The organism is Pseudoduganella sp. UC29_106 (genome assembly GCF_044055365.1).
Taxonomy (GTDB): Bacteria; Pseudomonadota; Gammaproteobacteria; order Burkholderiales; family Burkholderiaceae_D; genus Rugamonas.
Genome location: NZ_CP171977.1, coordinates 6,145,660 through 6,171,465, shown reverse-complemented (window position 1 = coordinate 6,171,465; position 25,806 = coordinate 6,145,660). Strand labels below are relative to the sequence as shown.

The 25,806-nt window shown below is 63.9% G+C and carries 32 protein-coding genes and 1 pseudogene; 22 read left to right on the top strand and 11 right to left on the bottom strand.

All coding sequences use genetic code 11. The features are described 5' to 3' along the window. Window positions 1-20 precede the first annotated feature (20 nt). Entirely contained in the window at window positions 21-320 is a 300-nt protein-coding gene (locus ACHMW6_RS30740) for a PsiF family protein (protein WP_395402758.1), read from the bottom strand. Window positions 321-454: 134 nt separating this feature from the next. Between ACHMW6_RS30740 and ACHMW6_RS30735 the strand changes: the two genes are divergently transcribed. Both ACHMW6_RS30735 and ACHMW6_RS30730 read left to right on the top strand, forming a co-directional pair. Continuing rightward, window positions 455-754 (top strand): hypothetical protein, encoded by a 300-nt coding sequence (locus tag ACHMW6_RS30735; protein WP_395402756.1) that lies wholly within the window; start codon window positions 455-457, stop codon window positions 752-754. Beyond that, a complete protein-coding gene (locus ACHMW6_RS30730) occupies window positions 717-1,334 on the top strand; it encodes a CsgG/HfaB family protein (protein WP_395402754.1) in 618 nt (205 codons plus the stop codon). Before ACHMW6_RS30735 ends, ACHMW6_RS30730 begins: the two co-directional genes overlap by 38 nt. 1 nt (window position 1,335) lies before the next feature. Here the strand turns inward: ACHMW6_RS30730 and ACHMW6_RS30725 are convergent, their stop codons facing one another. After that, window positions 1,336-2,613 (bottom strand): sodium/glutamate symporter, encoded by a 1,278-nt coding sequence (locus ACHMW6_RS30725; RefSeq protein WP_395408754.1) that lies wholly within the window; start codon window positions 2,611-2,613, stop codon window positions 1,336-1,338. Between the two features lie 156 nt (window positions 2,614-2,769). Here ACHMW6_RS30725 and ACHMW6_RS30720 point away from each other — a divergent pair, with 156 nt between their 5' ends. Continuing rightward, window positions 2,770-3,018: a DUF1059 domain-containing protein gene (locus ACHMW6_RS30720; RefSeq protein ID WP_395402752.1), complete on the top strand. Its 249-nt coding sequence runs from the start codon at window positions 2,770-2,772 to the stop codon at window positions 3,016-3,018. Window positions 3,019-3,094: 76 nt separating this feature from the next. Here the strand turns inward: ACHMW6_RS30720 and ACHMW6_RS30715 are convergent, their stop codons facing one another. From ACHMW6_RS30715 to ACHMW6_RS30705, 3 genes are all read right to left on the bottom strand, one after another. After that, window positions 3,095-3,394 (bottom strand): hypothetical protein, encoded by a 300-nt coding sequence (locus ACHMW6_RS30715; RefSeq protein ID WP_395402750.1) that lies wholly within the window; start codon window positions 3,392-3,394, stop codon window positions 3,095-3,097. 67 nt (window positions 3,395-3,461) lie between these two features. After that, window positions 3,462-4,454 (bottom strand): cyanophycinase, encoded by a 993-nt coding sequence (locus tag ACHMW6_RS30710; protein WP_395402748.1) that lies wholly within the window; start codon window positions 4,452-4,454, stop codon window positions 3,462-3,464. Between the two features lie 96 nt (window positions 4,455-4,550). Further along, a complete protein-coding gene (locus ACHMW6_RS30705; RefSeq protein WP_395402746.1) occupies window positions 4,551-5,102 on the bottom strand; it encodes an FMN-dependent NADH-azoreductase in 552 nt (183 codons plus the stop codon). An 81-nt stretch (window positions 5,103-5,183) separates the two neighbouring features. Here ACHMW6_RS30705 and ACHMW6_RS30700 point away from each other — a divergent pair, with 81 nt between their 5' ends. From ACHMW6_RS30700 to ACHMW6_RS30690, 3 genes are all read left to right on the top strand, one after another. Then, complete coding sequence (locus ACHMW6_RS30700) at window positions 5,184-5,603, top strand: winged helix-turn-helix transcriptional regulator (protein WP_395402744.1); 420 nt, start codon at window positions 5,184-5,186, stop codon at window positions 5,601-5,603. 161 nt (window positions 5,604-5,764) lie between these two features. After that, window positions 5,765-7,381 carry a methyl-accepting chemotaxis protein gene (locus ACHMW6_RS30695; protein ID WP_395402742.1) on the top strand — a complete coding sequence of 539 codons (1,617 nt, stop codon included), beginning with the start codon at window positions 5,765-5,767 and terminating at the stop codon, window positions 7,379-7,381. A 239-nt stretch (window positions 7,382-7,620) separates the two neighbouring features. Further along, window positions 7,621-8,277, top strand: coding sequence for a lysostaphin resistance A-like protein (locus ACHMW6_RS30690; protein ID WP_395402740.1), 657 nt, complete (start codon window positions 7,621-7,623; stop codon window positions 8,275-8,277). On the opposite strand, the gene ACHMW6_RS30685 is transcribed toward ACHMW6_RS30690, so the two are convergent. Continuing rightward, a complete protein-coding gene (locus ACHMW6_RS30685; RefSeq protein ID WP_395408753.1) occupies window positions 8,208-9,092 on the bottom strand; it encodes a LysR family transcriptional regulator in 885 nt (294 codons plus the stop codon). The genes ACHMW6_RS30690 and ACHMW6_RS30685 overlap by 70 nt on opposite strands. Before the next feature lie 83 nt (window positions 9,093-9,175). Here ACHMW6_RS30685 and ACHMW6_RS30680 point away from each other — a divergent pair, with 83 nt between their 5' ends. Then, window positions 9,176-10,246, top strand: a complete 1,071-nt coding sequence (locus ACHMW6_RS30680; RefSeq protein ID WP_395402738.1) for a tartrate dehydrogenase — start codon at window positions 9,176-9,178, stop codon at window positions 10,244-10,246. Between the two features lie 140 nt (window positions 10,247-10,386). On the opposite strand, the pseudogene ACHMW6_RS30675 reads toward ACHMW6_RS30680, so the two are convergent. Next, window positions 10,387-11,307: pseudogene (locus tag ACHMW6_RS30675) on the bottom strand (MFS transporter); the annotation flags it as partial. Between the two features lie 99 nt (window positions 11,308-11,406). Here ACHMW6_RS30675 and ACHMW6_RS30670 point away from each other — a divergent pair. The 11 genes from ACHMW6_RS30670 (at window position 11,407) to ACHMW6_RS30620 (ending at window position 19,288) form a co-directional block, all read left to right on the top strand. Next, window positions 11,407-12,339: a LysR family transcriptional regulator gene (locus ACHMW6_RS30670; RefSeq protein WP_395402736.1), complete on the top strand. Its 933-nt coding sequence runs from the start codon at window positions 11,407-11,409 to the stop codon at window positions 12,337-12,339. A 7-nt stretch (window positions 12,340-12,346) separates the two neighbouring features. Further along, on the top strand, window positions 12,347-13,198 hold the full coding sequence (gene bla / locus ACHMW6_RS30665; RefSeq protein ID WP_395402734.1) for a class A beta-lactamase: 852 nt from the start codon (window positions 12,347-12,349) through the stop codon (window positions 13,196-13,198). 180 nt (window positions 13,199-13,378) lie between these two features. After that, complete coding sequence (locus ACHMW6_RS30660; RefSeq protein ID WP_395402732.1) at window positions 13,379-14,143, top strand: cysteine hydrolase family protein; 765 nt, start codon at window positions 13,379-13,381, stop codon at window positions 14,141-14,143. A 7-nt stretch (window positions 14,144-14,150) separates the two neighbouring features. After that, window positions 14,151-15,053 (top strand): AraC family transcriptional regulator, encoded by a 903-nt coding sequence (locus ACHMW6_RS30655; RefSeq protein WP_395402730.1) that lies wholly within the window; start codon window positions 14,151-14,153, stop codon window positions 15,051-15,053. Then, window positions 15,050-15,514: a carboxymuconolactone decarboxylase family protein gene (locus tag ACHMW6_RS30650; RefSeq protein WP_395402728.1), complete on the top strand. Its 465-nt coding sequence runs from the start codon at window positions 15,050-15,052 to the stop codon at window positions 15,512-15,514. Before ACHMW6_RS30655 ends, ACHMW6_RS30650 begins: the two co-directional genes overlap by 4 nt. Window positions 15,515-15,570: 56 nt before the next feature. Next, entirely contained in the window at window positions 15,571-15,969 is a 399-nt protein-coding gene (locus ACHMW6_RS30645) for a MerR family transcriptional regulator (protein ID WP_395402726.1), read from the top strand. Then, window positions 15,948-16,691 carry an SDR family NAD(P)-dependent oxidoreductase gene (locus tag ACHMW6_RS30640; RefSeq protein WP_395402724.1) on the top strand — a complete coding sequence of 248 codons (744 nt, stop codon included), beginning with the start codon at window positions 15,948-15,950 and terminating at the stop codon, window positions 16,689-16,691. The genes ACHMW6_RS30645 and ACHMW6_RS30640 overlap by 22 nt, the downstream gene beginning before the upstream one ends. Before the next feature lie 83 nt (window positions 16,692-16,774). Then, on the top strand, window positions 16,775-17,242 hold the full coding sequence (locus tag ACHMW6_RS30635) for a carboxymuconolactone decarboxylase family protein (RefSeq protein WP_395402722.1): 468 nt from the start codon (window positions 16,775-16,777) through the stop codon (window positions 17,240-17,242). Between the two features lie 56 nt (window positions 17,243-17,298). After that, the gene (locus ACHMW6_RS30630; protein WP_395402720.1) at window positions 17,299-17,949 is read left to right on the top strand and encodes a protocatechuate 3,4-dioxygenase; all 651 of its coding nucleotides are present in this window, start codon (window positions 17,299-17,301) and stop codon (window positions 17,947-17,949) included. A 43-nt stretch (window positions 17,950-17,992) separates the two neighbouring features. Then, window positions 17,993-18,193 carry a DUF2905 domain-containing protein gene (locus ACHMW6_RS30625; protein WP_395402718.1) on the top strand — a complete coding sequence of 67 codons (201 nt, stop codon included), beginning with the start codon at window positions 17,993-17,995 and terminating at the stop codon, window positions 18,191-18,193. An 18-nt stretch (window positions 18,194-18,211) separates the two neighbouring features. Then, window positions 18,212-19,288, top strand: coding sequence for an alkene reductase (locus tag ACHMW6_RS30620; protein WP_395402716.1), 1,077 nt, complete (start codon window positions 18,212-18,214; stop codon window positions 19,286-19,288). Here ACHMW6_RS30620 and ACHMW6_RS30615 read toward each other — a convergent pair whose 3' ends face one another. Further along, a complete protein-coding gene (locus ACHMW6_RS30615; RefSeq protein WP_395402714.1) occupies window positions 19,289-20,059 on the bottom strand; it encodes a ParA family protein in 771 nt (256 codons plus the stop codon). Between the two features lie 162 nt (window positions 20,060-20,221). Here ACHMW6_RS30615 and ACHMW6_RS30610 point away from each other — a divergent pair, with 162 nt between their 5' ends. Next, entirely contained in the window at window positions 20,222-21,430 is a 1,209-nt protein-coding gene (locus ACHMW6_RS30610; protein WP_395402712.1) for an NAD(P)/FAD-dependent oxidoreductase, read from the top strand. Between the two features lie 48 nt (window positions 21,431-21,478). On the opposite strand, the gene ACHMW6_RS30605 is transcribed toward ACHMW6_RS30610, so the two are convergent. Together ACHMW6_RS30605 and ACHMW6_RS30600 are read right to left on the bottom strand one after the other, a co-directional pair. Then, entirely contained in the window at window positions 21,479-22,027 is a 549-nt protein-coding gene (locus ACHMW6_RS30605) for a hypothetical protein (RefSeq protein ID WP_395402710.1), read from the bottom strand. Beyond that, on the bottom strand, window positions 21,951-22,694 hold the full coding sequence (locus ACHMW6_RS30600) for a hypothetical protein (RefSeq protein WP_395402708.1): 744 nt from the start codon (window positions 22,692-22,694) through the stop codon (window positions 21,951-21,953). The genes ACHMW6_RS30605 and ACHMW6_RS30600 overlap by 77 nt, the downstream gene beginning before the upstream one ends. Window positions 22,695-22,943: 249 nt before the next feature. Between ACHMW6_RS30600 and ACHMW6_RS30595 the strand changes: the two genes are divergently transcribed. After that, window positions 22,944-23,135, top strand: coding sequence for a DUF2945 domain-containing protein (locus ACHMW6_RS30595; RefSeq protein WP_395402706.1), 192 nt, complete (start codon window positions 22,944-22,946; stop codon window positions 23,133-23,135). Between the two features lie 3 nt (window positions 23,136-23,138). Here ACHMW6_RS30595 and ACHMW6_RS30590 read toward each other — a convergent pair whose 3' ends face one another. Further along, the gene (locus ACHMW6_RS30590) at window positions 23,139-24,032 is read right to left on the bottom strand and encodes a LysR family transcriptional regulator (RefSeq protein ID WP_395402705.1); all 894 of its coding nucleotides are present in this window, start codon (window positions 24,030-24,032) and stop codon (window positions 23,139-23,141) included. A gap of 103 nt (window positions 24,033-24,135) precedes the next feature. Between ACHMW6_RS30590 and ACHMW6_RS30585 the strand changes: the two genes are divergently transcribed. Together ACHMW6_RS30585 and ACHMW6_RS30580 are read left to right on the top strand one after the other, a co-directional pair. Continuing rightward, window positions 24,136-24,831 carry an RraA family protein gene (locus ACHMW6_RS30585; protein WP_395402703.1) on the top strand — a complete coding sequence of 232 codons (696 nt, stop codon included), beginning with the start codon at window positions 24,136-24,138 and terminating at the stop codon, window positions 24,829-24,831. Further along, window positions 24,828-25,775, top strand: a complete 948-nt coding sequence (locus tag ACHMW6_RS30580; RefSeq protein WP_395402701.1) for a hydroxyacid dehydrogenase — start codon at window positions 24,828-24,830, stop codon at window positions 25,773-25,775. Before ACHMW6_RS30585 ends, ACHMW6_RS30580 begins: the two co-directional genes overlap by 4 nt. Window positions 25,776-25,806 lie beyond the last annotated feature (31 nt).

Here is a 25,806-nt window from a genome sequence, read left to right as displayed (position 1 = left end):
CGCGGGCCTGCGGCGTTTCCTTATGCCGCTTTCTTCGCGCTCAAACATTCCTTCATAAACGCCTTCCGTTCATCCCCCTTCTTGCCTGCCGCGTCCGCGTTACAGGTCTTCATCTTCTCCTGCTGAGTCGGAGCTTTCGCAGGTTTCGCGCTCAGGCATTCCTTCATGAATACCTTGCGTTCGTCGCCTTTCAATTCCTTGGCATCCGCATTGCAGCTCGCCATTTTCGATTGCTGGGAGTTCTTGGCAGGCGCGTCCGGCGCGGCGTAGGCGGATGCGGCAAAGAACATGGCGATGGAGGCAGCGATCAGTTTGTTCATAGGTCAGATCCTTATAGAAGTTAGCCTTGCGGCGGAGTAACTATATACGACAAATAATCTGTGGCGGAAGTGGATTTTTCGTCGATGTGCCCTATTCTTGAATGTGCGGTTGAGTAAAAAAGGGGAGAAATACCATGAACAGACTCATCGTATCAACGGCGATTGCTGCTGTGGCGTTGACACTCGCAGCATGCGCGGGAACAGAACCAAAACTGGGCGGCGGCGGCACGGTGGCGACTGGCGCAGCCGGTGGCGCGCAGGCGGCAAACGCGAATCCGCAATTGGAAAAATGCGACAAAACCCTGGGCACGCTGGGCGTGGTGGAAGACACAGCCGCACCCTGGTACCGACCAGCTGTCGCAATACAAGCTTGGATCGACTGTGCCGGTGCTGCGCATGATGATCCAGCAGTCGAACTGCTTCGTCATCGTTGAGCGTGGCGGCGCCATGAACAAGATGATGATGGAACGCCAGCTGGCCCAGTCGGGTGAGATGCGCTCCGGCAGCAATATGGGCAAAGGGCAGGTGGTGGCGGCGGACTACACGATGAGCCCGACCATTACCTTCAGCCAGAAAGGCACCCAGGGCATGGGCGGCATGCTGGGCGGCACGGGCATGCTGGGCAGCATAGCGGGTGCGGTCGCTGGCGGCATCAAGGCCAATGAAGCGTCGACCACGCTGTTGATGATCGATAACCGGTCCGGGGTCCAGCTGGCTGCCGCGGAGGGCAGCGCCAAGAACTTTGACTTCAATGTCGCCGGCGGCCTGTTCGGCGGCGGCGCATTCGGCGGCGCCGGGGGGTATTCGAATACGCCGGAAGGCAAGATCCTGATTGCTGCCTTCATGGATTCGTATAACCAGCTGGTGCGGGCTGTGCGCAATTACAAGGCACAGGAAGTGGCCGGCGGCATGGGCACGGGCGGTGCGCTCGGCGTCCAAGGTGGTTCGACGCCGGCGTCCAAGGCGCTGGACAAACCGGCGCCGAAAGATCCGAAGGCCAAAAAGAAACAGTAGGCTAGAGACGCAGGAAGGCGGCGATCACTGGCGCGTTCGTCAGGTCGATCAGGAAGCCGCCTGTTGGCGGGACGATGGTCGTGGCCCGGGGCGCCGGGCCGCGCTGTCGTGTAATCGCGTCCATCGCCGCAACGGCGGTGGCGGTGGAGCCTATTCCGTAGCCTGTCAGGCCGGCCGTTGCCACGGCGGCTTCATAGTCGCGTCCCAGCAATGGGTAGACGAGCGCTGCAGCGAAGGCCAGCGTGACAATCGTGTTCACCGCCAGGATGGCCAGCATCGGCCCGGCCACTTGCGCCAGTTCCTGCAGGTTCAGGGCCGACAGCGTGACCGCCAGGAACAGCGGCAGCAGCACCGCCGCGATCTTTGTGATTACCTCGCTACGGAGCCAGTTCTGGCCTGCGGCGTCGTGCAGCGCGCGGACGGTGAAGCCGGCCAGCAGGGCGCCCATGTAGGCGGGCAGGGTAGCGCCCAGCTTGTCCAGTCCATAGCTGGCCCAGGCGCCGGCCTTGACGCAGGCTGCAATCAGCAAGGCATGGCCCAGCGCGCTCCAGCCCAGCGCTGCGACCGCCTGCACGTCCGCCACAAAGCTCGCCACGACAGGCGCGCGCTGAGCGTCGTGGGCCGGGGCTGCGGCGGCGGACGAGGTGGGATTCGCGCCCCGTTTGCGCAACAGCCAGGCGCCGAGGGGCCCGGAGAGGAGGGCGCCGGCGACGAGACCGAAGGTTGCGGCGGAGGCGCCGATAGTGGCGGCCGCAGCGAGGCCAGCCTGTTCGAAGCGCGGGGCAAAGCCGAGCGCGGTACCGTGTCCGCCGACGAGTGTGAGCGAGCCGCAGGCAACGCCGAGCAGCGCGGGTGCGCCGAGAGCCACAGCTACCGCGACCCCCACCGCATTCTGCAAGACAGACAACACGGTAGTGGCCACCAGCAGCACCAGCAGCATGCGCCCGCCCGTGCGCAGCAGGCGTAAGGGCGCTGCCAGGCCGACGCAGGTGAAGAAGCCGATCAGCAAAGGCAGGTTCAGGTTACGCGCCGGAGGGGCCAGCCACTCAGGCTCGGTGGTGACCAGCCAGGTCCACCAGGCCGCGTCCACTTTGCCGGCGAAGCTCACCGGCATTCCGGCGTAGCGCAGGCCGAGCAGGAGCAGGGCGAACAGCAGCCCGCCCACCACCGGCACCGGGATATTGAAGCGCGCCAGCACCGGCACGCGGCGCAAGACGAATTCACCCAGCAGGAGTACAGGAACGGCGAGCGCAAGCAGATACCAGGCGGACAGCGTCATGGCGGACAAGATCAGTTTGAAAGCGGCAAGTATTGCCGCGCCCGCAGACCCTGTCAAACCGCATTGCAGCACGCGCTGCGCGGCCTATAGTGAATAGCAGCGGAAGGGCAAACTGGTCCGCAACGGACCGGCTTCCGTGGCAAAGGGAGAACTGAAATGAGAAAGTATATCGACTGCCGTGAGTTCCCCAGCGAGTCGCACTGCAGCATCGCGATCTCCGCCGATACGGAAGAGGAATTGCTGACCATCGCCGTCCAGCATGCCATCGCCAGCCATGGCTACACCGACAGCCCCGAACTGCGCACCGAGCTGCGCAAGCTGTTCCGCGACGGCATGCCGCCGGAGCATGTGGTGCCTGCCGGCGCGCCGGTTGGGGAGCATGCCACTTCGCCGACCCGCCACTGAGCAAATCAAAACCCACGGCCAAAAACAGGTGTCAGCCACGATGTGGCTGACACCAGCTTTACGCCTTGGGTTTTAATCAGACCGTGCGCCAGATCGAATCGTTCACCGAGCCGGGCAGCAGGCAGTCCTTATACTGGCTGATGATGTTCCAGTACTGCTGATCGCCCATCATTTTCTGCTGGAACTCGTCGATTTTGGCGACGCTGTCGAAGCGCCCCGTCCAGGCGACACGAAGGGGATTGCCGCCGAACGGCAGCATGACTTCCAGCTCAATGCCATAGCCCTCCTTCAGGTAGGCCTGTATGGTCTTGGCGAACTTGATTGCCTCAGTGGTCTTGCCCGGTGCAACGTTTGCAGTCCTGCTGAATGTGATCATGGCAGTTCTCCCCTGCGCCGCTCCAGTGCAAGCGCCATCTGTCCAATATAGGCGAGATTCGGGGAACTCAGTAGATCGCGCCGCCCGGCTGTGTCGAACTGAGCACACCGCCCACGGCAGAAATCGAATAACGTGTTGTAGCGCCGCCATAGCCGGCCCAGTTGCCCAGATCGAAGCTGCCGCTGCCGGACAGGCGCTGCGTATCCACATTGCGGTAAGTGAGTGGCGTCTTCGGCGAGCAGACCTGCGGCAAGCCGACCGTCTGCATGAAATAGACCGAGCCCAGGCCAGCGCGTGTGCCCACGCCTGCTTCGACCAGCAGCGCGGTTTCTACGTCCACGCCGATACCGCGCACGGTACCTGCCCAGCCGTCGTTAACGATGCGCGCCATGAAGGTGATCAGGCGGCCCATGCGGTCGCGCGCGTCGAGGTGGGAATCGGTGATCAGGCCGCCCAGGTCGGGCAGGGTCAGGAAATCGCGTTCCAGCGTGATGCGCTTGTCGAAAGGATCGGACAGGGCCGCGTCGGACGTGATGCTGCCGTTCAGGGCGGAGAAACCGAACTTGCCCATCAGCGCCAGTCCCGCGCTGGTGCCGCCGATCGGGATATTCTTCGCCGCCAGTTCCTGGATGGCGGCCTGCACCGGCGTACCTTCCCAGAACTTGATGTAGTCGGACTGGTCGCCGCCGGCAATGAAGAGCGCCTCGGCGCCGCGGATACGCTGCAGTACGAAGGGATCGTTGGCGGCATCGCGGCTGGGGATCACCAGCGTTTCAACGGATTGCACGCCGCCCATCGCATAGATGTAAGGGTTGTAGGCATCCGTGCCACGGCTGCGGATCACGACGAAATTGCCGCCGCCGGATTTGCCGATCATCCAGGCAAAGGCCTGGTCCACGTCCGGGCCGCCGCCCATCAGCACCAGGCTGGGCTTCTTGGGCGCCCGCAGCACGACATCGGTGGGATCGCCCACCACGAAGTGCTGGTAGGGCTTGCCGGCGTAGGCGGCCGACGAAGCCAGCAGCAGTAATACAGCAAAAAAGCGGAACAGGCGGGTCATGGCGGCTCTCTGCAGTAGTTTGTTGTTGAGCCATTCTAAGCCCTGCCCGCCTGTACAAGGTTGCTATTTAGCCGACAGTGCAGCGATTTAGCGCGATCACGCAGCCTGCAGGGCGCCGGCGGCGGCGAAGGCGGAGTCCATGGCACGCTGGCGCTGCTCGTCGCCCATGCCCACGCCTTCCGCGCGGATGAATTCAATCTGCGCGCCGAGGAAGCCGAAGAAGCTGCTCAGGTAGCTTTCCTGATGGTCCATGCCGGCCGCCGGCGACGGCGCGCTGTAGATGCCGCCGCGCGAGGAAGCGACGATGATGCGCTTGCCGCCGCACAGGCCCTGCGGACCGCTGGCGCCGTAGCTGAAGGTGACGCCGGCCACGGCCAGGGTGTCCAGCCACGCCTTCAACTGGCTGGGAACGCCGAAGTTGTACATCGGCGCGCCGATGACGACCACGTCCGCGGCCAGGAATTCATCCAGCAGCGGGCTGCTGCCGGCCATGCCGCTGGACTGCGGCACCGGATCGGCGACCACGTCGCGGTAGGCTACGCTGGCGCCGGTATTCGCTTCGCGCAGGCGGCGCACGATGGCGGCGCTCAGTTGACGGCTCACGGACTGCTGGCCGTTGATGCTGGAATCGATATGCAATACCTTCATGGGCTACTCCTGTATGTAAGGAACAAATTGTTCGTGACGCCATGTTAGACTGTGGGAGGATTGAAACAAGGAGGCACTTTTATGGGCGATACGAACACGGATGTATGCGGCGTCGATCATTCCGCCTGCATGGCGGTAACGGATCTGCTGGCCCGCATCGGGGATAAATGGACGGTGATGGTGGTCGGCACGCTGCGTAACGGGCCGCTGCGCTACAACGAGATTCAGCGGCGCGTGGAAGGCATCTCGCAGCGCATGCTGACGCTTACCCTGAAAGGCCTGGAGCAGGATGGCATGGTGGAGCGCACCATGTACCCGACCATCCCGCCCCGCGTAGATTATGAACTCACGGGGCTTGGACGCAGCCTGCATCAACCCTTGCTGGTGCTGTATGACTGGGCGGTGGCGCATCAGTCCGAAGTGGCCGCGGCGCGCAACGCCTTCGAGCGGAAGGCGGCCGAGCGCGCCGCCGTGCACGCCGCGCTGTTTGCACCAAAGTAGTCAGCGGCTTCTGTCAGGATATCCCTACCTTTTTGTCGCTTACTGTTTCTGAAGTGTAGGGATCTTCGGCGAACGTGTTAAACCACGTAAATCCGCTTACCTGCGCCCAAGCCCATGCACTAACCTCGACCGGGTGATATGTCGATCAGTCGAGGAAAAAAGTGAACATCAAAAACTGGAAGGTATCGACCCGGCTGGCGGCCGGTTTCGGGTTCGTGCTGGTATTGCTGATGATGGTGGCCGGCATCGGCTACTGGCGTCTGGAAGCGGCAGGCGTGCTGATCTCGCGCATGCTGAATGACACGCTGGTCAAGGAACGCCTGATCACCGAGTGGTACAGCCTCACCCACGTAAACGGTGCCCGCACACTGGCCCTTGCGTCCGCAAACGGCGACCGGGAACGCCAGCGCAATGAGCAGCGCATCGCGATCGCCAGTGCGCGCGTCAGCGAAATCCAGCAGAAGCTGGAGGGCATGCTGCACGGCGATGACGAAGCTGCGCTGTATGCCGCCATCGGCGAGCGGCGCGACGCCTACCGCGCGGCGCGGCAGGAAGTAATCGCGCAGAGGGACAAAGGCGACGGCGAGTCCGCGGCCGTGCTCACGGAGTCCCGGCTGGAGCCGGCCATGAATGCTTATCTTGAGTCGATCGACCAGCTGGCGCGGCGCCAGGTCGCGGAGATCGATGCGCTGTCGCGCGAGGCGGCCGGCCAGAACCGGAGCAGCCAGATCCTGCTGATTTGCCTGAGCGTGGTGGCCCTGCTGGCCGGGACAGTGTTCGCGATATGGACGGCGCGCTCGATCATCCTGCCCATTCGCCGCGCAGTGGACATCGCCAGGCAGGTGGCGGGCGGCGACCTGAGCGCCGACATCGAAGTCTCCAACACCGACGAAACGGGCCTGCTGCTGCAGGCGCTGAAGGACATGAACGATGGCCTGGCCAGCATCGTGGACCAGGTGCGCCAGGGTACGGACGCGATTGCGTCCGCCTCCAGCCAGATCGCGGCGGGCAGCCAGGACCTGGCGGCGCGCACCGAGGAGCAGGCCGGCTCGCTGGAGGAAACCGCCGCTTCGATGGGCGACCTGGTGACTGCCGTGCAGCGCAATGCCGACCATTCGCGCCAGGCTAACCAGCTGGCGCGCGCCGCGACGGACATTGCGGGCACCGGCGGCGCCGTGATGTCGGAAGTGGTGGACATCATGGACTCGATCAATGGCTCCTCGCGCAAGGTGGTGGACATCATCAGCGTGATCGACGGCATCGCCTTCCAGACCAATATTTTGGCGCTGAACGCCGCCGTGGAAGCTGCCCGCGCCGGCGAGCAGGGCAGGGGCTTCGCCGTCGTGGCCAGCGAGGTGCGCAACCTCGCCCAGCGCAGCGCCGCCGCGGCGAAAGAAATCAAGACGTTGATCGGCAATTCGGTGGAGCAGGTCGACGCAGGCAGCCGCCTGGTGCAGCAGGCCGGCGCCACGATGGAGCAGATCGTCGCCGGCATCCAGCAGGTGACGGGCCTGATGGGCGAAATTACTGCCGCCAGCCAAGAGCAGAGCGACGGCATCGCGCAGGTCAACCAGGCGATGACATCGATGGACCGCGTGACGCAGCAGAACGCGTCCCTGGTGGAGGAGGCTGCCGCCGCCGTCGGCTCGTTGCACCAGCAGACCAACCAGCTGTCGCGCGCCGTGGGCGTGTTCCGGCTGGCGGGCGAGGTCCGCAAGGCGGCTGTGGCAGTGACGTCGCCGGTACGCGCCGTGCCGGCGCTGAAGCTGGTGGCGTGATTCCGGATTGCCTGCGCCCGACGCATCCTGGTGCGCGGCCGCGCCGGGTGCTAATGTTACAGGCTGTGTCTCGAATTTTGCATTTCGTCGCACGGCGCTGCCACGGCGCTCGTGGCATCGATACAGTGAGGGCCAAGCTAACTAACGATGCATACACGCCATGGCTATCCAGCGCCCCATTCATGCCGCAGTCGCCTGCGCCGCCGCCCAGTTCCTGCTGACGGTACTGATCCTGAAAGTTGGTTTCGCGTTCGCGCCGCCGGGACGCGTTCGGCAAGGTGAAGCTCGCCGCCTTCGCATCCACCGTAGTGCTGCCGCTCGCGCTGGTGCACGCGCTTGGCCTGTGGCGCCAGGTCGGCTTCGATCTGGACAAGATCCGTCCCACGCCGGTCTTCCTCGCCAGCCTGCTGACCGCCGCCCTGTTCCTGGTGATGGGCGTGAGTTCCAAGGGCGGCTTTGGCGGCGAGCTGCTGATGCAGTTCGTGAACGCCTTCGGCGAAGAGCTGCTGTTCCGCGGCGTGATTTTCGCGCTGCTGCTAACGCTGCCGCGCTGGCAGGGCATTGTCTTGTCCGGCGTGCTGTTCGGGTCCATGCACCTGCTGCACGGTTTCATGGGCGTCGACTGGAGCACGGCCTTGTGGCAGGCCTGCGTAACCTCGGTGGCCGGCATGATGTTCGCGTCCGTGCGCTATGCGACGGGCAGCCTGTGGCTCACCATCTTGCTGCACATGACCCTTAACCTGTGCATGATCTTTTCGAACATCGGGCCGGATGCGGAGTTCGCCTTCGAGCGCACGGCGAATGTGATCGAGTTGGCGCTGGTGGCCTATGTGCTCAGGTACTCTGCCAGGAACTCCACGCAGACGCGCACCTTGGCCGAGCCGCCAAGCCGCTGAGGGTAGACCGCCCACACATTCGCGTCCTGCCGGTAGTCGGGCAGGAGCTGGACCAGGCGGCCGGCGTCGATGTGGGCCTGGGCGTCCCACAGTGAACGCAGCACGATGCCGGCGCCTTCGATGGCCCACTGCAGCGCGATTTCGCCGTGGTTGGTGGACAGCGAGCCCGTAACCTTCACCGTTTCATCGCCGGCCGGGCCGCGCAGGCGCCATACGCCAAAGGGCAGGTCGCGTTCCTTGATCGCCAGGCAGTTGTGACTGGAGAGATCCTGCAGGTGCTTCGGCGCGCCATGCTTGTCGACATAGGCGGGCGACGCGCACAGCACGCGGTGGTTGGATTTCAGCTTGCGGGCGATCAGGTCCGGCGCAATTTCGTCGCCGACGCGCACGTCCAGGTCGAAGCCCTCTTCGACAATATCCACCACCCGGTCGAACACTTCGAAGCGCACCTGCAGGGCAGGGTGGCGTTCGGCCAGGCGGGCGATGGCGGGGGCGACCACATTGCGGCCGAAACCGAAGCTGCTGCTGATGCGCAGCTGGCCGCGCGGGGTGCTGCGCTGCTCGGCTACTTCGTCGAACAGCTGGTCCAGGTTATCGAGGATGGCCTGGGCGCGGGCGTAGATCCGTTCGCCGTCCTCGGTGATGACCACGCGGCGGGTGGTGCGGTGGAACAGTTTCACGCCCAGCGTCTCCTCCAGGATGCCGATACGCTTGCTCACGTAGGCGGGCGACATGCCCAGTTCCGCGGCGGCGGCGGCAAAGCTGGCCTTGCGGGCGGCCATGGCAAAAACCCGCAGATCGTCATTATTCACGATTCGTGTTCCATTAATTCACGATAATGGGGATTATATACATGGTGTGCGGTGCTATCCTGTAGTTCATCGAAAGGAGCAAAGCCATGACAACTCACAAAATCGCAGTACTGGCCGGTGACGGCATTGGCAAGGAAGTGATGCCCGAGGGCCTGCGCGCCGTGCAGGCGGCCGCCGGGCGTTTCGGCATTTCGCTGGAGTTCAAGACCTTTGAGTGGGCGAGCTGCGACTACTACGCGCAGCACGGGAAGATGATGCCGGATGACTGGCACGCGCAGCTGTCCGGCTTCGACGCGATCTTCTTCGGCGCCGTGGGCTGGCCGGCGACGGTGCCCGACCATATTTCGCTGTGGGGGTCCCTGCTGAAGTTCCGTCGCGAGTTCGACCAATATGTGAACCTGCGTCCCGTGCGGCTGCTGCCGGGCGTGCCTTGCCCGCTGGCCGGCAAGAAGCCGGGCGATATCGACTTCTACGTGGTGCGCGAGAATACCGAGGGTGAGTATTCGGCCGTGGGCGGCAAGGTGTTCGAGGGGACCGAGCGCGAGCTGGTGCTGCAGGAGGCTGTGTTTTCGCGCAAGGGCGTGGACCGCATCCTGAAGTTTGCCTTCGACCTGGCGCAGTCGCGCCCCAAGAAGCATCTGACCTCGGCCACCAAGTCCAACGGCATTTCGATTTCAATGCCTTATTGGGATGAGCGGGTGAAGCTGATGTCCGAGTCGTATTCGGATGTGCGCTGGGACCAGTACCACATCGATATCCTGGCCGCGCGCTTTGTGCTGAGCCCTGAGCGGTTTGACGTGGTCGTTGCCTCCAACCTGTTCGGCGATATCCTGTCCGACCTCGGACCGGCTTGCGCGGGCACGATCGGCATCGCGCCGTCCGCCAACCTGAATCCGGAGCGGAATTTCCCGTCGCTGTTCGAACCCGTGCACGGCTCCGCGCCGGACATCTACGGCAAGAACATCGCCAACCCGATCGCCATGATCTGGTCCGGCGCCATGATGCTCGACTTCCTCGGCCACAAAGAGGCTCACGACGCGGTCGTGCGCGCCATCGAAGCCGCCCTGGTCGAAGGCCCCCGCACGCCGGACATGGGCGGCTCAGCCAGCACCACCGAAGTCGGCCAGTCCATCGCCGCCGCCATCGCCCACGCCTGACCTTAAGCTACCGCAAAGTCCGCTTCCTGCGCAGGCGCTATTCTCCTCTCATCCACGGATGGGAGGAGATATGTCGAATTTCTATCGCTACTTCAGGGGGAACATGGACGATCGGGGCTGCCTGCGCCGGAATCCCTGTTCGGCACGTTGCAGGCCGGCGCGATACCCCAGACAAAGATCGTGGCAACCGCCGCCAGCCGATAATGGCTGGTGAACGCAAACACCACCATGATCACCGCCAGCACGGCCAGGATGCCCATCAGCGACGGCATCAGCGCGCGGTCGGCCAGTCGTCCGCCAAGAGTATTGCCAAGCGTGAGGCCAACCCCGAACAGCACCAGCACCAGCGAAATCGCGCGCGGCGAAAAGCCGGTCACTTGTTCGAGAATCGGTGCGATGTAGGTGAACACGACGAACACCCCGCCGAAGCCGACCACCGTCATCAAAAGCGCAAGCCAGGCCGCCGGTTCGGCCAGCACGCGCACTTCCTGTCCCAGGCGCGCGGCGGAGGACTCCGAACGGTTTGGCAGCAGCACGCTCAGGCCAGCAAACGACAGCACGCCCATCACGGCGACAATCCAGAACGTTGTGCGCCAGCCGAATTCCTGGCCGATGAACGTCCCGAAGGGCACGCCCAGCACATTGGCCAGCGTAAGGCCGGTGAACATCAGCGCGATCGCGCTGGCGCGTTTGTCGGCGGGCACCAGGGACGCCGCCACCACGGCGCCGATGCCGAAGAAGGACCCGTGCGCAAACGAAGTGACCACGCGCGCCACCATCAGCACCGTGTAGCCTGGCGCCAGTGCGCACAGCACATTCCCGACAATGAAGATCAGCATCAGCAGCTGCAGCGCGAGCTTGCGGCGCAGCTTATTGGTCAGCACCGCCAGCAGAGGGGCGCCCACGGCCACGCCCAGTGCGTAGCCGCTGACGAGAAGTCCCGCATCGGGCAGCGAGACGGCAAGATCCCGCGCCACATCCGGCAGGATTCCCATGATCACGAACTCCGTGGTTCCGATCGCGAATGCGCTGATGGCCAGCGCGAGCAAGGTGATTGGCATGACAAGTCCTTTTAAAGGCTGAATGCCTGAATTGTGGGGATGCAACGCCGATTTGATAATTGGCTTAGAATTTGAACGGTTTTCAAATTGGATTTGAATATGGCGACTGACCGTCTGGGAGACATGCGTTTGTTCGTGGAAGCTGCGGACCTGGGCAGCCTGTCCGCGGCCGGCCGCAAGCTCGGACTCTCGCCCGCCGCGGCCAGCGCGCGCCTGCTGAAACTGGAGCGCGACCTCTCCACCCGCCTGTTCGACCGCACCACGCGCCAGCTGCGCGTCACGCCCGAGGGCCTGCTCTACCTGGAGCACTGCCGCATCGCCCTGCAAGCGATCGAGGACGGCGAGGCAGCCCTGCATGCCCGCCGTGAGATGGTGCGCGGGAAGGTGAGGCTGTCCGCCACGTCCGACTTCGGCCGCAACCGCCTGCGCAAATGGCTGGAAGAATTTTGCGAGCTGTATCCCGAGGTGACGTTCTCGCTTTATCTGACCGACGCCATGTCCAACCTGCTGCAGGAAGAGATCGACCTCGCCATCCGCTTCTCCATGCCGCAGGACAGCGCCCTGGCTGCGCGCCGCCTGGCGCCGGATTGCCGCTTGCTGTGCGCCTCGCCCGCCTACCTGAAGCAGCACGGCGTGCCGCAAAGCCCGGCCGACCTGTCCAAACATCGTTTCGCACTGTGGGCCACATCCGCCGGCACGCAGAACGAAATCGAGTTCACGCGCGGCGACGAGCGCTGGCTGCACGTGGTGCCGCATGACCAGGCCTGGGATACCAACGATGGCGCCCTGGTGCGCGAATGGGCGCTGTGCGGCCGCTGCATTGCCTACAAATCGCTGTGGGATATCGCGGACGATCTGAACGCCGGCCGGCTGCAGGTGCTGCTGCCGGACTGGAAGTCGCGTCCCACGTCGATCCATGCTCTGTTCCAGCGCAGCCGCTACATGCCGCCGCGCGTGCGCGTGCTGCTGGACTTTCTGGCGCAGCGCTGCGAAGATGCGCTTGCCGATTTACCAGCGGGCTTCCTGCCCTGAACCGACCATGAGCACACGCCGCCAATTCCTGCTTGCCACCGCATCCGTCTCCGCATTTCCTTCGCTGGCCTTCGCCGCAGCGCCGTCCGGATTCGCGGCGCTGGAAGAGGGGCTGGATGGACAGATCGGCGTCTACGCCATCGATACCGGCAGCGGCAAGGAAGTGGCGTGGCGCGCGGACGAAGCCTTCCCGATGTGCAGCACCTTCAAAGCTGCGCTGGCGGCTTCGCTGCTGGAGCGCAGCGTGAAGAATCCAAAGCTGATGCAGAAGCGCATCCGCTACGACAAGCGCGTGCTGCTCAATCACTGCCCCATCACCGAGAAGCACCTGCATGACGGCATGCCGATCGAGGAACTGTGCGCGGCCGCCGTGGCCTACAGCGACAACGCTGCCGCCAACCTGCTGCTGAAGGAAATCGGCGGTCCCGCCCAGCTGACTGCCTTCCTGCGCAGCATCGGCGACCAGACCACGCGTCTCGACCGCTGGGAGCCGGAGTTGAACACGTCCATCCCCGGCGACCTGCGTGACACGACCACGCCGCGCGCCATGACCGCGACCTTGCGCAAGCTGGCGCTGGACAAGGCGCTCCCCCCGGCACAGCAGGCGCGCTTCCAGGAATGGCTGGTCGGGAATACCACCGGCGATGAGCGCATCCGCGCCGGCGTGCCCTCGGGCTGGAAGGTTGGCGACAAGACCGGCACCGGTCCCTACGGCGCCACCAACGACATCGGCGTGATCTGGCCCGCCGGCCGCGCGCCCATCGTGCTCTCGATTTACCTGCGCCGCAACCAGCCCAAGGCCGACAATCCCGTTCCACTGCTGGCCGCTGCGACCAGGCTGGTGCTCGAACAGCTTTAAAGCAGCACCCTTCGCAGATTTTTCGCGCGAGCTGTCACAAACCGGACGCGGGGCTCGTCTCACTGGTCAAGGAGTCCGCGCGAATGCCGGCTGCGAGCGGAACGAAACAGAACCATTTGCGTACCATTCCGTTCGCGCCCGCCGCTAATCTGGAGGCTCCTAACTTACCGGAGTCTTCGAATGAAAAGCCTGAAACCCCTCGTCCTGGCCACAGCGATGCTGCTGGCCTGCGCTGCCAACGCCGCCCCGCAAAATCCTTATGCCGATCCGGCTAATCCGGCGCTGCCTGCGTCCACCTTCAAATGGGATGCCAGCCGCACGGCGCTGGTCGTGATCGATCCGCAGATCGATTTCATGAGCCCCAAAGGCGCGGCCTGGGGCATCGTTGGCGAGAGCGTCACGGAGCAGAAACTGGTGCCGCACCTCCTGCAGCTGTTTGCTGCGACCAAGCGCGCCGGCATGACGGTGGCGATCTCGCCGCACTACTACTATCCGCACGACCATGACTGGAAATTCCAGGCGCCCGCCGAAAGCGTGCAGCACAAGCTGCGCATGTTCGAGCGCAAGGGCAACCTGAACCTGGAAGGATTTACCGGTTCCGGCTCGGACTGGATGCCCGAGTTCAAGCCGTATATAGAAGATGGCAAGACGCTGGTCGCGTCCACCCACAAGCTGTATGGCCCGCAGAGCAATGACCTGATGCTCCAGCTGCGCAAGCAGGGCATCGACAAGATCATCCTCACGGGCATGGCCTCCAACCTGTGCGTGGAATCGCACCTGCGCGAATTCCTGGAGCGCGGTTTCGAAGTCGTGGTGGTGAAGGACGCTGTCGCCGGCCCCAAGGTGCCGGAAGGTGACGGCTACGGCAGCGCGCTGGTGAATTTCCGCTTCATCGCCAATGCCGTCTGGACGACGGACGAAGTCCTGAAGCGGCTGGAGAAGTGAGAACAGCATGGGACTGACACTGGACCAGGCGCTGGGGCAGCTGGATATCACGGCCATCGCCTTCCGTCGCGTCGAACTGCCGGAAACGGTACTCGCGCCCGCGGCGCCTGGCCTGGTGCATTTCATCGCTGTCCTGGGTGGTTCCGGCACGCTGGATGGCGCGCCGGAGCCGATTCCCGTCACCGAAGGCGAGCTGCTGCTCTTGCCGGAGCAAATGGAACTTCGGCCGTCACCGGAGCTGGTGCTGGCGCACGGCCTGCTGGGAGCGACGCTGCTCGATGGCCGCAGCCTGTTCGCCTTGCTGCCCCTGCCGCACCGTCTCAACGCGGCGGGCACTGAATTGCTGACCGGGGCGATTCCCGAGATGTTGCGCGAGTCAGCCCATGGCGGCGCCGGCTCGGCCGCCATCGTGACCTGCCTGGCGCGGCGCCTGGTCACGACCCTGGTGCGCGATGCGTGGCCGAAGCCTGACGAGATTTCGCCGGCGGGCGTCGCCAGCCAGCAGGAGCGGCTCGGCAAGATTGTCGATTTGCTCAAGAAGGACCCAGCGCGCGAATACACACTGGATGGACTGGCGCAGGCGGCCGGCATGAGCCGCACCGTATTCCATCGCCTGTTCACGCGAACCTATGGCAGCTCGCCGCTGGCCATGCTGCGCGAATTCCGCATGAAGCGCGCGCAGGCGCTGCTGTCCGAAACGGATATGCCGATCAAGACCATCACCGCGCGCCTTGGCTATCGCAGCCGCAGTCATTTCTGGAAGCTGTTCAAGGATGCCCACGGCATCGACCCGAGCAATTCCGCCTGCAGGGCAGGGGTTGACGATATTTTTTCGCGAGAGCTGTCACAAACCGCTGGCGGGCCTCGTCTTATAGGGCAGATCCAACCACTTTTATGGAGAAAATCATGACCCACACTGCCCGTCTGCCGTTCTTCACCCTGGCCCAGACCCCGCTGAAGAATATGGTTGCCCTGTCCATGTCCGTCAAAAACGGCGTGCTTGGCCACCGCCTGATCGAGCTGATCAACCTGCGCGTATCGCAAATCAATGGCTGCGGCGTGTGCATCGATATGCACTGGCGCGACCTGATCAAGCAGGGCGCCGACCCGCGCCACCTGAACTCGATCGCCGGCTGGCGCGAGTCGCCTTTCTTCAGCGAGCGCGAACGCGCCGCGCTGGGCTGGGCCGAAGCCGTGAACGCGCTGCCGCAGAAGGACGATACCGACGCTGCCTTCCGTGAAGTGAAGGAGCACTTCAACGACGAGGAAATCGCCCAGATGGGTTATGCCATCTCCGTCATCAAGGGCTGGAACATGCTGAACCTGAGCCTGCGCAACCAGATCCCGGAAGTTCCACCCCCAGGTATGTAAATGCTTGACACTGACATTAATGAGAAGGGGCCAGGATTCATTTCGGAGGCACGAACATGAAGATTGGCCAATTGGCACGAGCAGCACAAACCAGCGAACGCCTGCTGCGGCACTATGAAGCACAGGGGCTGCTGCAGGCAAGCCGCCTGCCCAACGGCTACCGGGACTATCACCCGGACGCCGTGAAGCAGGTGCGCTGGATTCGCGACCTGATCGACTGCGGGTTCAGTACCCGCCAGATCCAGGGTTTCCTGCACTGCTTCGGCCAGGAGCATGTCGATGCCGTTCAATGCGCCGCAGGGCTGGCGCAGCACCGCGAGAAATTGCGTGAGCTGGACGACGTCATCTCCGTCCTCAGCGAACGCCGCACGCGGCTTGCTGCCCGTATGGACCAGCTTTTCGGCGCTCACATTGACGAAGCAAAGGAAATCCCATGGAAGGAAGAGTCGTATTGATCACCGGCGGTGGCGCCGGCATTGGCCGCGCCGCTGCGCTGCGTTTCGCGGCGCTCGGCGCCCAGGTCGTGGTGACGGGGCGCCGCGAGGCAGCGCTGCAGGCGCTGTCTGCGGAGTCACCCCGCATCAGTTACGTGCTGGCCGATGCGTCCAGCGCGGACGATGCGGCGCGCACGGTATCGGAGGTGGTACAGCGCCACGGCCGGCTCGATGTGCTGGTGAATAACGCCGGTGCAGGCGCCATCCTGCCGCTGGCGCAGGCGGGCCTGCAGCAGGTGCGCGATATTTTCGCCACCAATGTCATCGGACCATCGCTGCTGGCCACGGCCGCCTTGCCGCACCTGAAGGCGGCGCGCGGCGCGATTGTCAACATATCCAGCACCTTCGGTCACAAGGCTGCGCCGGCGCTGTCGCATTACGCGGCAAGCAAGGCGGCGCTGGAGCACATGACGCGCTGCTGGGCTCTCGAACTGGCGGCGGACGGCGTGCGCGTAAACGCCGTAGCCGCCGGGCCTACTGAAACCGAGTTCCTGGCCGAACGCATGCACCTCACGCCTGCGCAGATCGAAGAGGTCAAGGCACAGGAGCGCGCCCGCATCCCGTTGGGACGGCGCGGCGCACCGGACGATGTGGCCTCCTGGATTGTCGCCCTGGCCGGCCCGGAAGCCGGCTGGATTACCGGCCAGGTTCTCGCCGCTGACGGCGGGCTGAATATCGCCTGATAAAAAAATTTCGCGCAGGCTGTCACAAACCGTTTACTGGCCACGTCTTATAGGTCAGATACCACCACTTAATGGAGCAAATCATGACCCACACTGCCCGCATCCCAGCCTTCTTCACCGTGGCCCAGGCCCAGTTGAAAAGCATGGTCGCCCTGTCCATGTCCGTCAAAAACGGCGTGCTTGGTCACCGCCTGATCGAGCTGATCAACCTGCGCGTTTCGCAAATCAATGGCTGCGGCGTCTGCATCGACATGCACTGGCGCGACCTGATCAAGCAGGGCGCCGACCCGCGCCACCTGAACTCGATCGCCGGCTGGCGCGAGTCGCCCTTCTTCAACGAGCGTGAACGCGCCGCGCTGGGCTGGGCCGAAGCCGTGAACGCGCTGCCGCAAAAGGACGATACCGATGCCGCCTTCCGCGAAGTGAAGGAACACTTCAACGACGAGGAAATCGCGCAGATGGGTTATGCGATCTCCGTGATCAAGGGCTGGAACATGCTGAACCTGAGCCTGCGCAACCAGATTCCGGAAGTGCCGCCGCCAGGCATGTAAAAACTGGACTTCAGGGCCGTCGCTGCATATTCTGGAGAGAAAAAACGGAGGCGGCCATGACAGAGCGTTCGACGCGGTTCGGCAGGCGCAGCCTGCTGAGATGGATGGCCGGGGCGCCGCTGGCGTCCGGCCTCGTTTTGCCTGCCGTACTGGCGGGGCCAACGCCCGCCGTGGACCGAGGCCCTTTTTACCCGGTGAAGAAGCCGGAAGACAGCGATGCCGATCTCACCCTGGTCCGCGGGCACAGCCAGCGCGCCGCAGGGCAGGTCGTGGAAATCAGCGGCCGCGTGCTGGCGCTGGACGGCAAACCCATCGCCGACGCCATCATCGAAATCTGGCAGGCCAACCACCACGGCCGCTACGCCCACCCGGCTGACACCAATCCCGCCCCGCTCGATCCCGACTTCCAGGGTTATGCCCTGGTTCGCACGGATAGCGAGGGCCGCTACAAGCTGCTTACCATCAAGCCCGGCGCCTATCCGGCCACAACCGGCTGGACCCGTCCGCCGCACATCCATTTCGATGTGCGCAGCAAGACTTCGCGCGAAGTCACGCAAATGTTCTTCCCCAATGAAAGCCTGAATGGCACGGACAGGCTTTTCCTTGCCATCCCCGAAGCCGAGCGCGCCGCGGTGCTGGCGCGCCAGGCCGGCGTTACGGATGGGGTAACCCGGCTGGAGTGGGACGTCGTGCTTCGCACTGCGTGACGCTGCGCTACACTGGCATTTGATTTGCGCCAGGGGATTGCAGATGCAGCGTTTCTTGATTGTGCTGGGAGCGGTCTTGCTCATCGGCGGCTTTGCCTGGCCCTGGCTGCGCAAGCTGCCACTGGGGCGCCTGCCGGGCGATATCCATATCGTGCGCGAGGGCTTCAGTTTTCATTTTCCGATCGTGAGTTGCATTGTGGTGTCGGCGCTTGTGTGGGTGGTGGTTTGGTTTTTTCGGCGATAGTCACCGGAAAGGGATGCCATGGATATCGATATTTTCGCGCCATATGTGCTTGGCGGGCTGCAACTGAAGAACCGCACGGTGATGGCGCCGCTGACGCGCAGTCGGGCGGAAACGGACAACCTGCCGTCGAATTTTGCGGCCGAGTATTACAGCCAGCGCGCTGGCGCAGGACTGGTCGTCACCGAAGCCACGCAGGCGGGCGCGGGCGGGCAGGGCTATATCGCAACGCCCGGCCTGTACAGCCCGGAACAGGTGGCTGGCTGGCGCAAGGTGACGGACGCGGTACACCAGAAAAACGGCCTGATCTTCGTCCAGCTCTGGCACACGGGCCGCATCTCGCATCCGGACTTCCGCAACGGCGAGCCGCCAGTCGCGCCCTCGGCCATTGCCCCGCGCGGCGTGCAGACCTACACCGCCAGCGGCTTGCAGGACATTCCAACGCCCCGCGCGCTGGAAAAAACGGAAATCGCGGCCATCATCGAGGAATTCCGCAGCGCAGCAGAAAACGCGAAATCCGCCGGCTTTGACGGTATCGAAGTGCACAGCGCGAACGGCTACCTGCTCGACCAGTTCCTGGAAGACGGTACCAACCAGCGCACCGACGAGTATGGCGGCAGCGTGGAAAACCGCGCGCGCCTGCTGTTCGAAGTGATCAGCGCCGTCTGCCAGGTGTGGGACAGCCAGCGGGTAGGCGTGCGCCTGTCGCCCGGCGGCACCTTCAACGATATGTGCGACCGCCACCCGGCGGACACTTTCGGCTATGTGGTCAAGCGCATGGCAACCATGAACCTGGCTTACCTGCACCTGATCGAACCAGCAGCCTCGGCTGGCGAGCACCCGATGCCGGACCTTTCGGCAAGCTATTTCCGTCCCCTGTATCCGGGCACGTTGATCGTTGCCGGCGGCTATACGCTGGAGCGCGCCAATGAAGTGCTGAAGGAGGGCCTGGCGGACCTGATCGCGTTTGGCCAGCCTTTCCTGGCCAATCCCGACCTGGTCGAGCGCTTCCGCCGCGGCGCGCCGCTCAACAAGCCGAACCCGTCCACCTATTACGGTGGCGGCGCGGCCGGCTATACGGACTATCCGACGCTGTAATCAGGCGGCCTGCAATTCGTCGTACAGGGCCAGGAATTCCTGGCTCAGCTTGTGGCTGCGGTCCAGGTGGATCATGGGCAGGTTGCGTTCGTGCGATTCGCGGATGCGGATCGAGCTCGACAGCTTGTTCTCGAAGACCGGCAAGCCTTCCCCTATCAGCTCATCGACCAGGCGCTGCGGCAGCAGTGCGCGCGGCTGGAACTGGTTGACGACAATGCCTTCGATTTCCAGCTTGGCGTTGTGGTCGGCCTTGATTTCCTTCACATTGTTGATCAGGGTGTACAGGGCCTGGCGCGAGAAATCGTCGCAGTCGAAGGGGATCAGGCAGCTGTCCGCCGCGATCAGGGCGGACTGGGTGAAGAAGTTATAGGCGGGCGGCGTGTCGACGAAGATCTCGTCGTATTCCTTGTTCAGCTCGTTCAGCGTGTCGCGCAGCTTGTAGATCTTGTGACGCGATTCCAGCTTGGATTGCAGGTCGCCCAGTTCCGGATGGGCCACCATGATGGACAGGTTTTCGAACGGCGTCTGGTGCACGTATTCGCCGGCCGGCCGGGAAAACATGGAAAAACTCAGCAGTTGTTCGAAATAGGCGCCGAGGGTGGGAGCCACGTCCGCCGTGGCCGCGCCCAGCACATAGCGGCTGGAATTGCACTGCGGATCGATATCGATCAACAGGGTGCGCTTGCCCTGGTGGGCCGCGATGGCAGCGAGATTCACTGCAATAGTTGATTTGCCGACGCCGCCCTTCTGGTTGAAGATCACCCGTTTCATATGCTGCCCCATCACATGGCCAAGAATGCAACGATTTTAGCATGATGCGCCGCAACAAACGATGTCAAATGTGGCCTATAGCAAGTCGCAAAAAATGGCTCAAGACATTGGTCCGGTTCACATGGAGAATTGACCGACCGTAACTACTTTCCTGGAACCAGAATGAAACAGCATATCGTTATCGCCGGCAGCGGCTTCGCTGGACTGTGGGCAGCACTGTCGGCCGCGCGCGCCGTATCCCTGGCCGGCAAGACCGATTCGATCGACATCACCGTCGTGTCCCCGGAGCCAGCCCTGCACATCCGCCCGCGCTTTTACGAGCAAAGCCTGGAAAATATGGCGCCGGACCTGAGCGCGGTATTCGAAGCGGTCGGCGTGCGCCACCTGCCGGGCTGGGTGAAGGAGATCGACAGCGGCGGCCGCCGCGTGCAGGTCAAGCAGCGCGATGGCCACAGCACCACCCTGAACTACGACCGCTTCGTGCTGGCCACCGGCAGCAATGTGTTCCGTCCGCCGCTGCCCGGCCTGGCCGAGTTCGCGTTCGACGTCGATTCGCTGGAAAGCGCACATGCGCTCGACGCGCACCTGAATCGTCTGCCGTCGCATGCCGCTAGCAAGGCGCGCAATACGGTGGTGGTGATCGGCGGCGGCTTCACCGGCCTGGAAGCGGCTACCGAGCTGCCGGCGCGCCTGCGTAATGTCCTCGGCGCGGATGCTGCCGTGCGCGTGGTGCTGATCGAGCGTGGCGCGAAGGTCGGTCCGGACATGTCCGACGAGTCCCTCGCCAAGGTACATGAGGCGCTGGACTTCTGCGGCGTGGAAGTGCTGACCGGGACCGGCGTGACCGCCATCGGCGCCGATGGCGTGACCCTGTCCGATGGCTCGAAGATCGAAGCTTCGACCGTGGTGTGGACCGCGGGTGTGCGCGCGCAGGCGCTGGCCGCGTCGCTGGGTGAGACCACCGACAATTTCGGCCGCGTGGTGGCGGATCCGATGTTGCATGCACCGGGCACGCCGGGCGTCTTTGTGGCGGGCGACACGGTGCGCGCCGCAACCGACGACGTGGGCAATGTCGCGGCCATGTCCTGCCAGCACGCGCTCAGCCTGGGCCGCGTTGCGGGCCATAACGCTGCGGCGGAACTGGTCGGCCTGCCGCTGCATGCCTACAGCCAGCCGAAGTATGTGATGTGCCTGGACCTGGGCGCCTGGGGCGCCATCTACGCCGAGGGTTGGGATCGCCAGCTGCGTTTCGAAAGCGAGCAGGGCAAGGCGATCAAGCGCGAAATCAACACCGTGTGGATTTACCCGCCGGTGCCGGATCGCGATGCCATCTTCGCCGTCGCCAATCCGGACTACGTGATTGTTCCCTAAACCGAACGGCTGGGTCAGACCCGAGGGGTCTGACCCTGGGTTTGGGGTTCAAGGCAGTTGAACGCGCACAACGCCTTTTTCAACCGTGAGGTAAAGGCGTCCGCTGTCGTCAATCGCCAGTCCTGACGGCGTGCCCAGACCGCCCGGCAGCGGCCCTGCCACCGTCTTATCCTGCCCCGCCACGCCGGCCACGGTGCTGACCACACCAGCCGGCGTAATCTTGCGCACAGTCGAATTGCCGCGATCGAGCACGTAGAGATTGTCCGCCTTGTCGACGACCAGTTGTGTCGGCCGCCGGAAGCGTGCCGCAGCGCCCGTTCCGTCAACCGCGCCTTCCACCTTCACGGCCCCCGCAAAGATGCTGGCCGCGCCGGACGGCGTGACCTTGATGATTACGTTGCGGCCGGTATCGGCGATGTAGCCGTTGCCGGCGCGGTCCAGCGCCAGTCCCAGCAGATTGAAGCCGAGCACGCCGCCGGTGGCGCTGACGTCCGCCGGATACAGATAAGCCGGCGACGATTCATCCGGAAGCGAGCCGAATCGGCTGTAATAGATTTCCTGCGAAAACAGCGGACGGCCGCTGCCATCGGTTTCCACGGTGCGCCAGCTCAGGAAGCGGTAGCCGGTGTAGGAAATGTGCGGCCCGCCGCCGTCGCGCCGGCTCGGCGCTGAACATCGTGGCTGCGTACAAACCGCCATCGACGCCCACCGCGAGCGAAGCAGGGCGGTCGCCATAATTTGCGGTGCCAACCTGGCCCTCACTGGCGTGCGAAGGGAAGGATGTCAGCGTCATCGTGCTGACTTCGCCTGCCATGCCGATGCGCCGCAACAAGCCGCTCGTTTCCTGGTAGTGCCGGTCGACTGCGTACAGCGACTGGCTGCGCTTGTCATACACGATTTGGTCGATGTAATCGAATCCCGCCTTGTCGCCCACGCCATCCGTTCCCGACACCATGGCCGGGCTGCCGGCAAAGTCGCTTACTGCGCCGGATGGCGACACTTTGTGTACCTGATGCCGGGCGTTGTTACCCACGTAGACCACACCGGCCGGATCCACCGCAATCCCGCCCGGGAAGAAATAGCCGCCAGGGTTTTCGGCAAGCAGTACGATGCCGGCCTGGGACGCTGGCGGCGTCGTCGTCGGCGGCTCCGCCGGGCTCGACGAGGAACCGCCACCGCACGCGACGAGCAGCGTGCAAATGCTTAAGGAAATAAAGCCGCGGGAAGTTGTCATGCCAGGCCTGGGAAAGCGGGAAATGGCCATTTTACTTGTTCATTTATAAACAAAACTCTCGCTTTGTCACTGGCTCGCCAAAAGGCCGGGACATACGTGCATCACCGTACGGACGCCTTTTGCGTGCCACGGCATCCTGCATCCACACCACGTTCAATAAGGAGACGCAATCATGGGTAAATATTTCCTGGCATGGCTGTTGGGTGTTCCGGCGATTGTGCTGGTCCTGATTTACTTCTTCTTCCACTAAGTGGGCCGGGCATGGCGGACGAGCTCAAAGTGGGTGACAAAGTAGAGTGGCACTCATCGCAAGGGCCCGTCCGCGGCACGGTCAAGAAGAAGCTGACTTCGGCGACCCACATCAAGGGTCACGAAGTCGCCGCTTCGCCCGATCACGTCGAGTACCTGGTCGTCAGTGACAGGTCCGGCGCGGAGGCAGCCCACAAGCCCGAAGCGTTGAAGAAAATCTGAACGTCAGACAGAAAGCAAATCCTTCCCGCGCTCGCGCAGGATATCCGCCACGCGGGTCGCCACAGGCGACAGGTAGCCGTTGCGCCGATAGGTCAGGCCGAGGCGGCGCTTCATATGCGTTTCAGGCACCGCAACCTCGCGCACGTTGGCCCGTCCGCCGACCAGGTTGTAGCGCGTGACAAAGCCCAGCAAGGGCGTCTTCTCCAGAATCTGCAAGGTCAGGGTCAGTACATTCGATTCGATTTGCACGTGGGGACGCGCAAGGCCATTCCGCTCGAAAGTCTGGTCCAGCCACTGGCGCGTTGCCACGGTGGCCGCCGGCAGCATCCATTTGTACTCCAGCAGGTCCGCGAGCGTGCAGGGAGAGCCGAAAATCGGATGGTCCTCGCGCGCCATGACGACCACGGTATCTTCCGCGATCTGCTCGCATTCAAAGTCCGGGCCAGTGTCTATCATCGGGCCGATTACGAGATCGATCTCGGCATCGCGCAGGCTGGCCAGCAGGCTATCGTTGGTAGCCACCGCCAGCTTCACGCTGACCTCCGGCGCTTCCGCCAGCAACTGCTCGAACACGGCCGGCATCAGGTATTGCGCCACTGTCGGTACGCAGCCGAGACGGACCTCGCCCTGGAGCCCGGCAGCGTAGTCCTGAATTTCGCGCGCGGATTCATCCACCATGATCGTCAGCTGGCGGGTGCGCCTCAACAGGATGTGGCCGGCCGCCGTCAGGCGCATGCCGCGCCCGTCCTTGGCAAACAGCCTCGTCCCGATTGCCTCCTCGAGCCGGTCAATGCATTTGGTCAACGCCGGCTGGGTGCGGTGCAGGCGTTCGGCAGCGCGGCCGAGGTTGCCCTCGGTGGCGATGACCTCGAAATATTTCAGGTCACGAAGGTCCACGACATATTCCCCAAAGTTTAAAAATACGAAAATTAAGTGAATATACATTATAGATGGGGCTTCCTATACTCGGTTCACATTCCACCCACGAGCAGGAGACTTCATGAGCCACCCGACCCCACCCGATGTGATCCGTGACTTCAACCGGATCAGTCCAGAACTTATCGACCGTGCTGCGCAGTACCCGTCGTCCATTCTTGCAGACGTCGCCGGCCGCCGCGGAGCGCTGAGCAGCCGCATTGCGCCGCTGGCGCCGACCATGCGCGTGACCGGTTCTGCGCTGACGGTCGAAGTGCGTCCCGGCGACAACCTGATGATTCATGCGGCCATGGCGATCGCGAAGCCCGGCGACGTGCTGGTCATCGACGGCAAGGGCGACGAGAGCTCCGCGCTGATGGGCGAGATCATGGTGTCGCAATGCATGGCATCCGGCATCGCCGGCGTGATCATCTACGGCGCCGTGCGCGACACCGAAGCGATCCGCGCCCTGGGCTTCCCGATGTACGCCATCGGCGCCAATCCGAATGGCCCGACCAAGCTGGTACCGGGCCGCCTCAACTGGCCTATTTCCGTGGGCGGCGTCACCGTGCAAGCGGGCGACCTGATCGTGGCGGACGGCGACGGCGTTGTTGTCGTCGAGCCGGCCAAGGTACCGGCCGTGCTGGAACTGGCGAAGAAAAAACTGGCGGACGAAACCGCTCGCCTGGAAGGCATCCGCAGCGGCGCCCAGCTGCGTCCCACCTGGCTCGACGGCGCACTGCGCAAGGCCGGCGTGCTGGCGGAGGGGGAAACGCTGTGAGCGCATTGCCGAACATCCAGCCCCGCCGCGACGTGATCCTGGTGACCGGCGCCGACCTGGCTGAACAGGCTGTGGGCCTGCTGTCCGACTTTGACCTGGTCTATGCCGGCAAGACGCCGGATGAGGAAACGCTGGTCTCCCTGACCCGCGAGCATCAGCCGGTCGCAATCATCGTGCGCTATGGCCGCATTACCGAGCGCGTGATCGAAGCCAGCAGCAATTTACGCGTGATTTCCAAGCACGGCACCGGCATCGACACCATCGATAGTGTGACGGCCGCCCGTCGCGGCATCGCGGTCAAGGCTGCCCTGGGCGCCAATGCGGCTGCCGTCGCCGAGCATACCTGGGCCCTGATCCTTGCCTGCGCCAAAGATGTGGTGACGCTCGACCGCCGGATGCACGACGGCCACTGGGACAAGGCTACCCATAAGAGCTTGGAACTGCGCGGTCGTACGCTGGGCCTGGTCGGCATCGGCGCCATCGGCGCGCGCGTGGCGGCGGTCGGCCTGGCCATGGGCATGGGCGTCATCGCGCACGATCCCTTCGCAACGACTGCGCCGGAAGGGATTGAACTGGCATCCCTGGCAGACGTTATCGCCGGTGCCGATGTGTTGTCGCTCCATTGCCCGCTGACCAGCAACAACGCGAACATGCTGAACGCCACCACCCTGGCAACCATGCGCCCGGGCGCAATCGTGGTCAATACGGCACGCGGCGGCCTGATCGACGAGCAGGCGCTCGCGGCCGCACTGCGCAGCGGCACGCTGCGCGCAGCGGGCCTGGACAGTTTCCAGGAAGAGCCGTTCGGCGCAGGTCATCCATTTACGGCCATCCCGAACGTGATCCTGTCCCCGCACATCGGTGGCGTGACGAGCGACGCCTACGTCGGCATGGGCGTGGCGGCGGCTAAGAACGTGCTCGCCGCACTGGGTCACGCAGCGTAATTCGAAGAAGCGCGCACCAAGACGCGCCTTA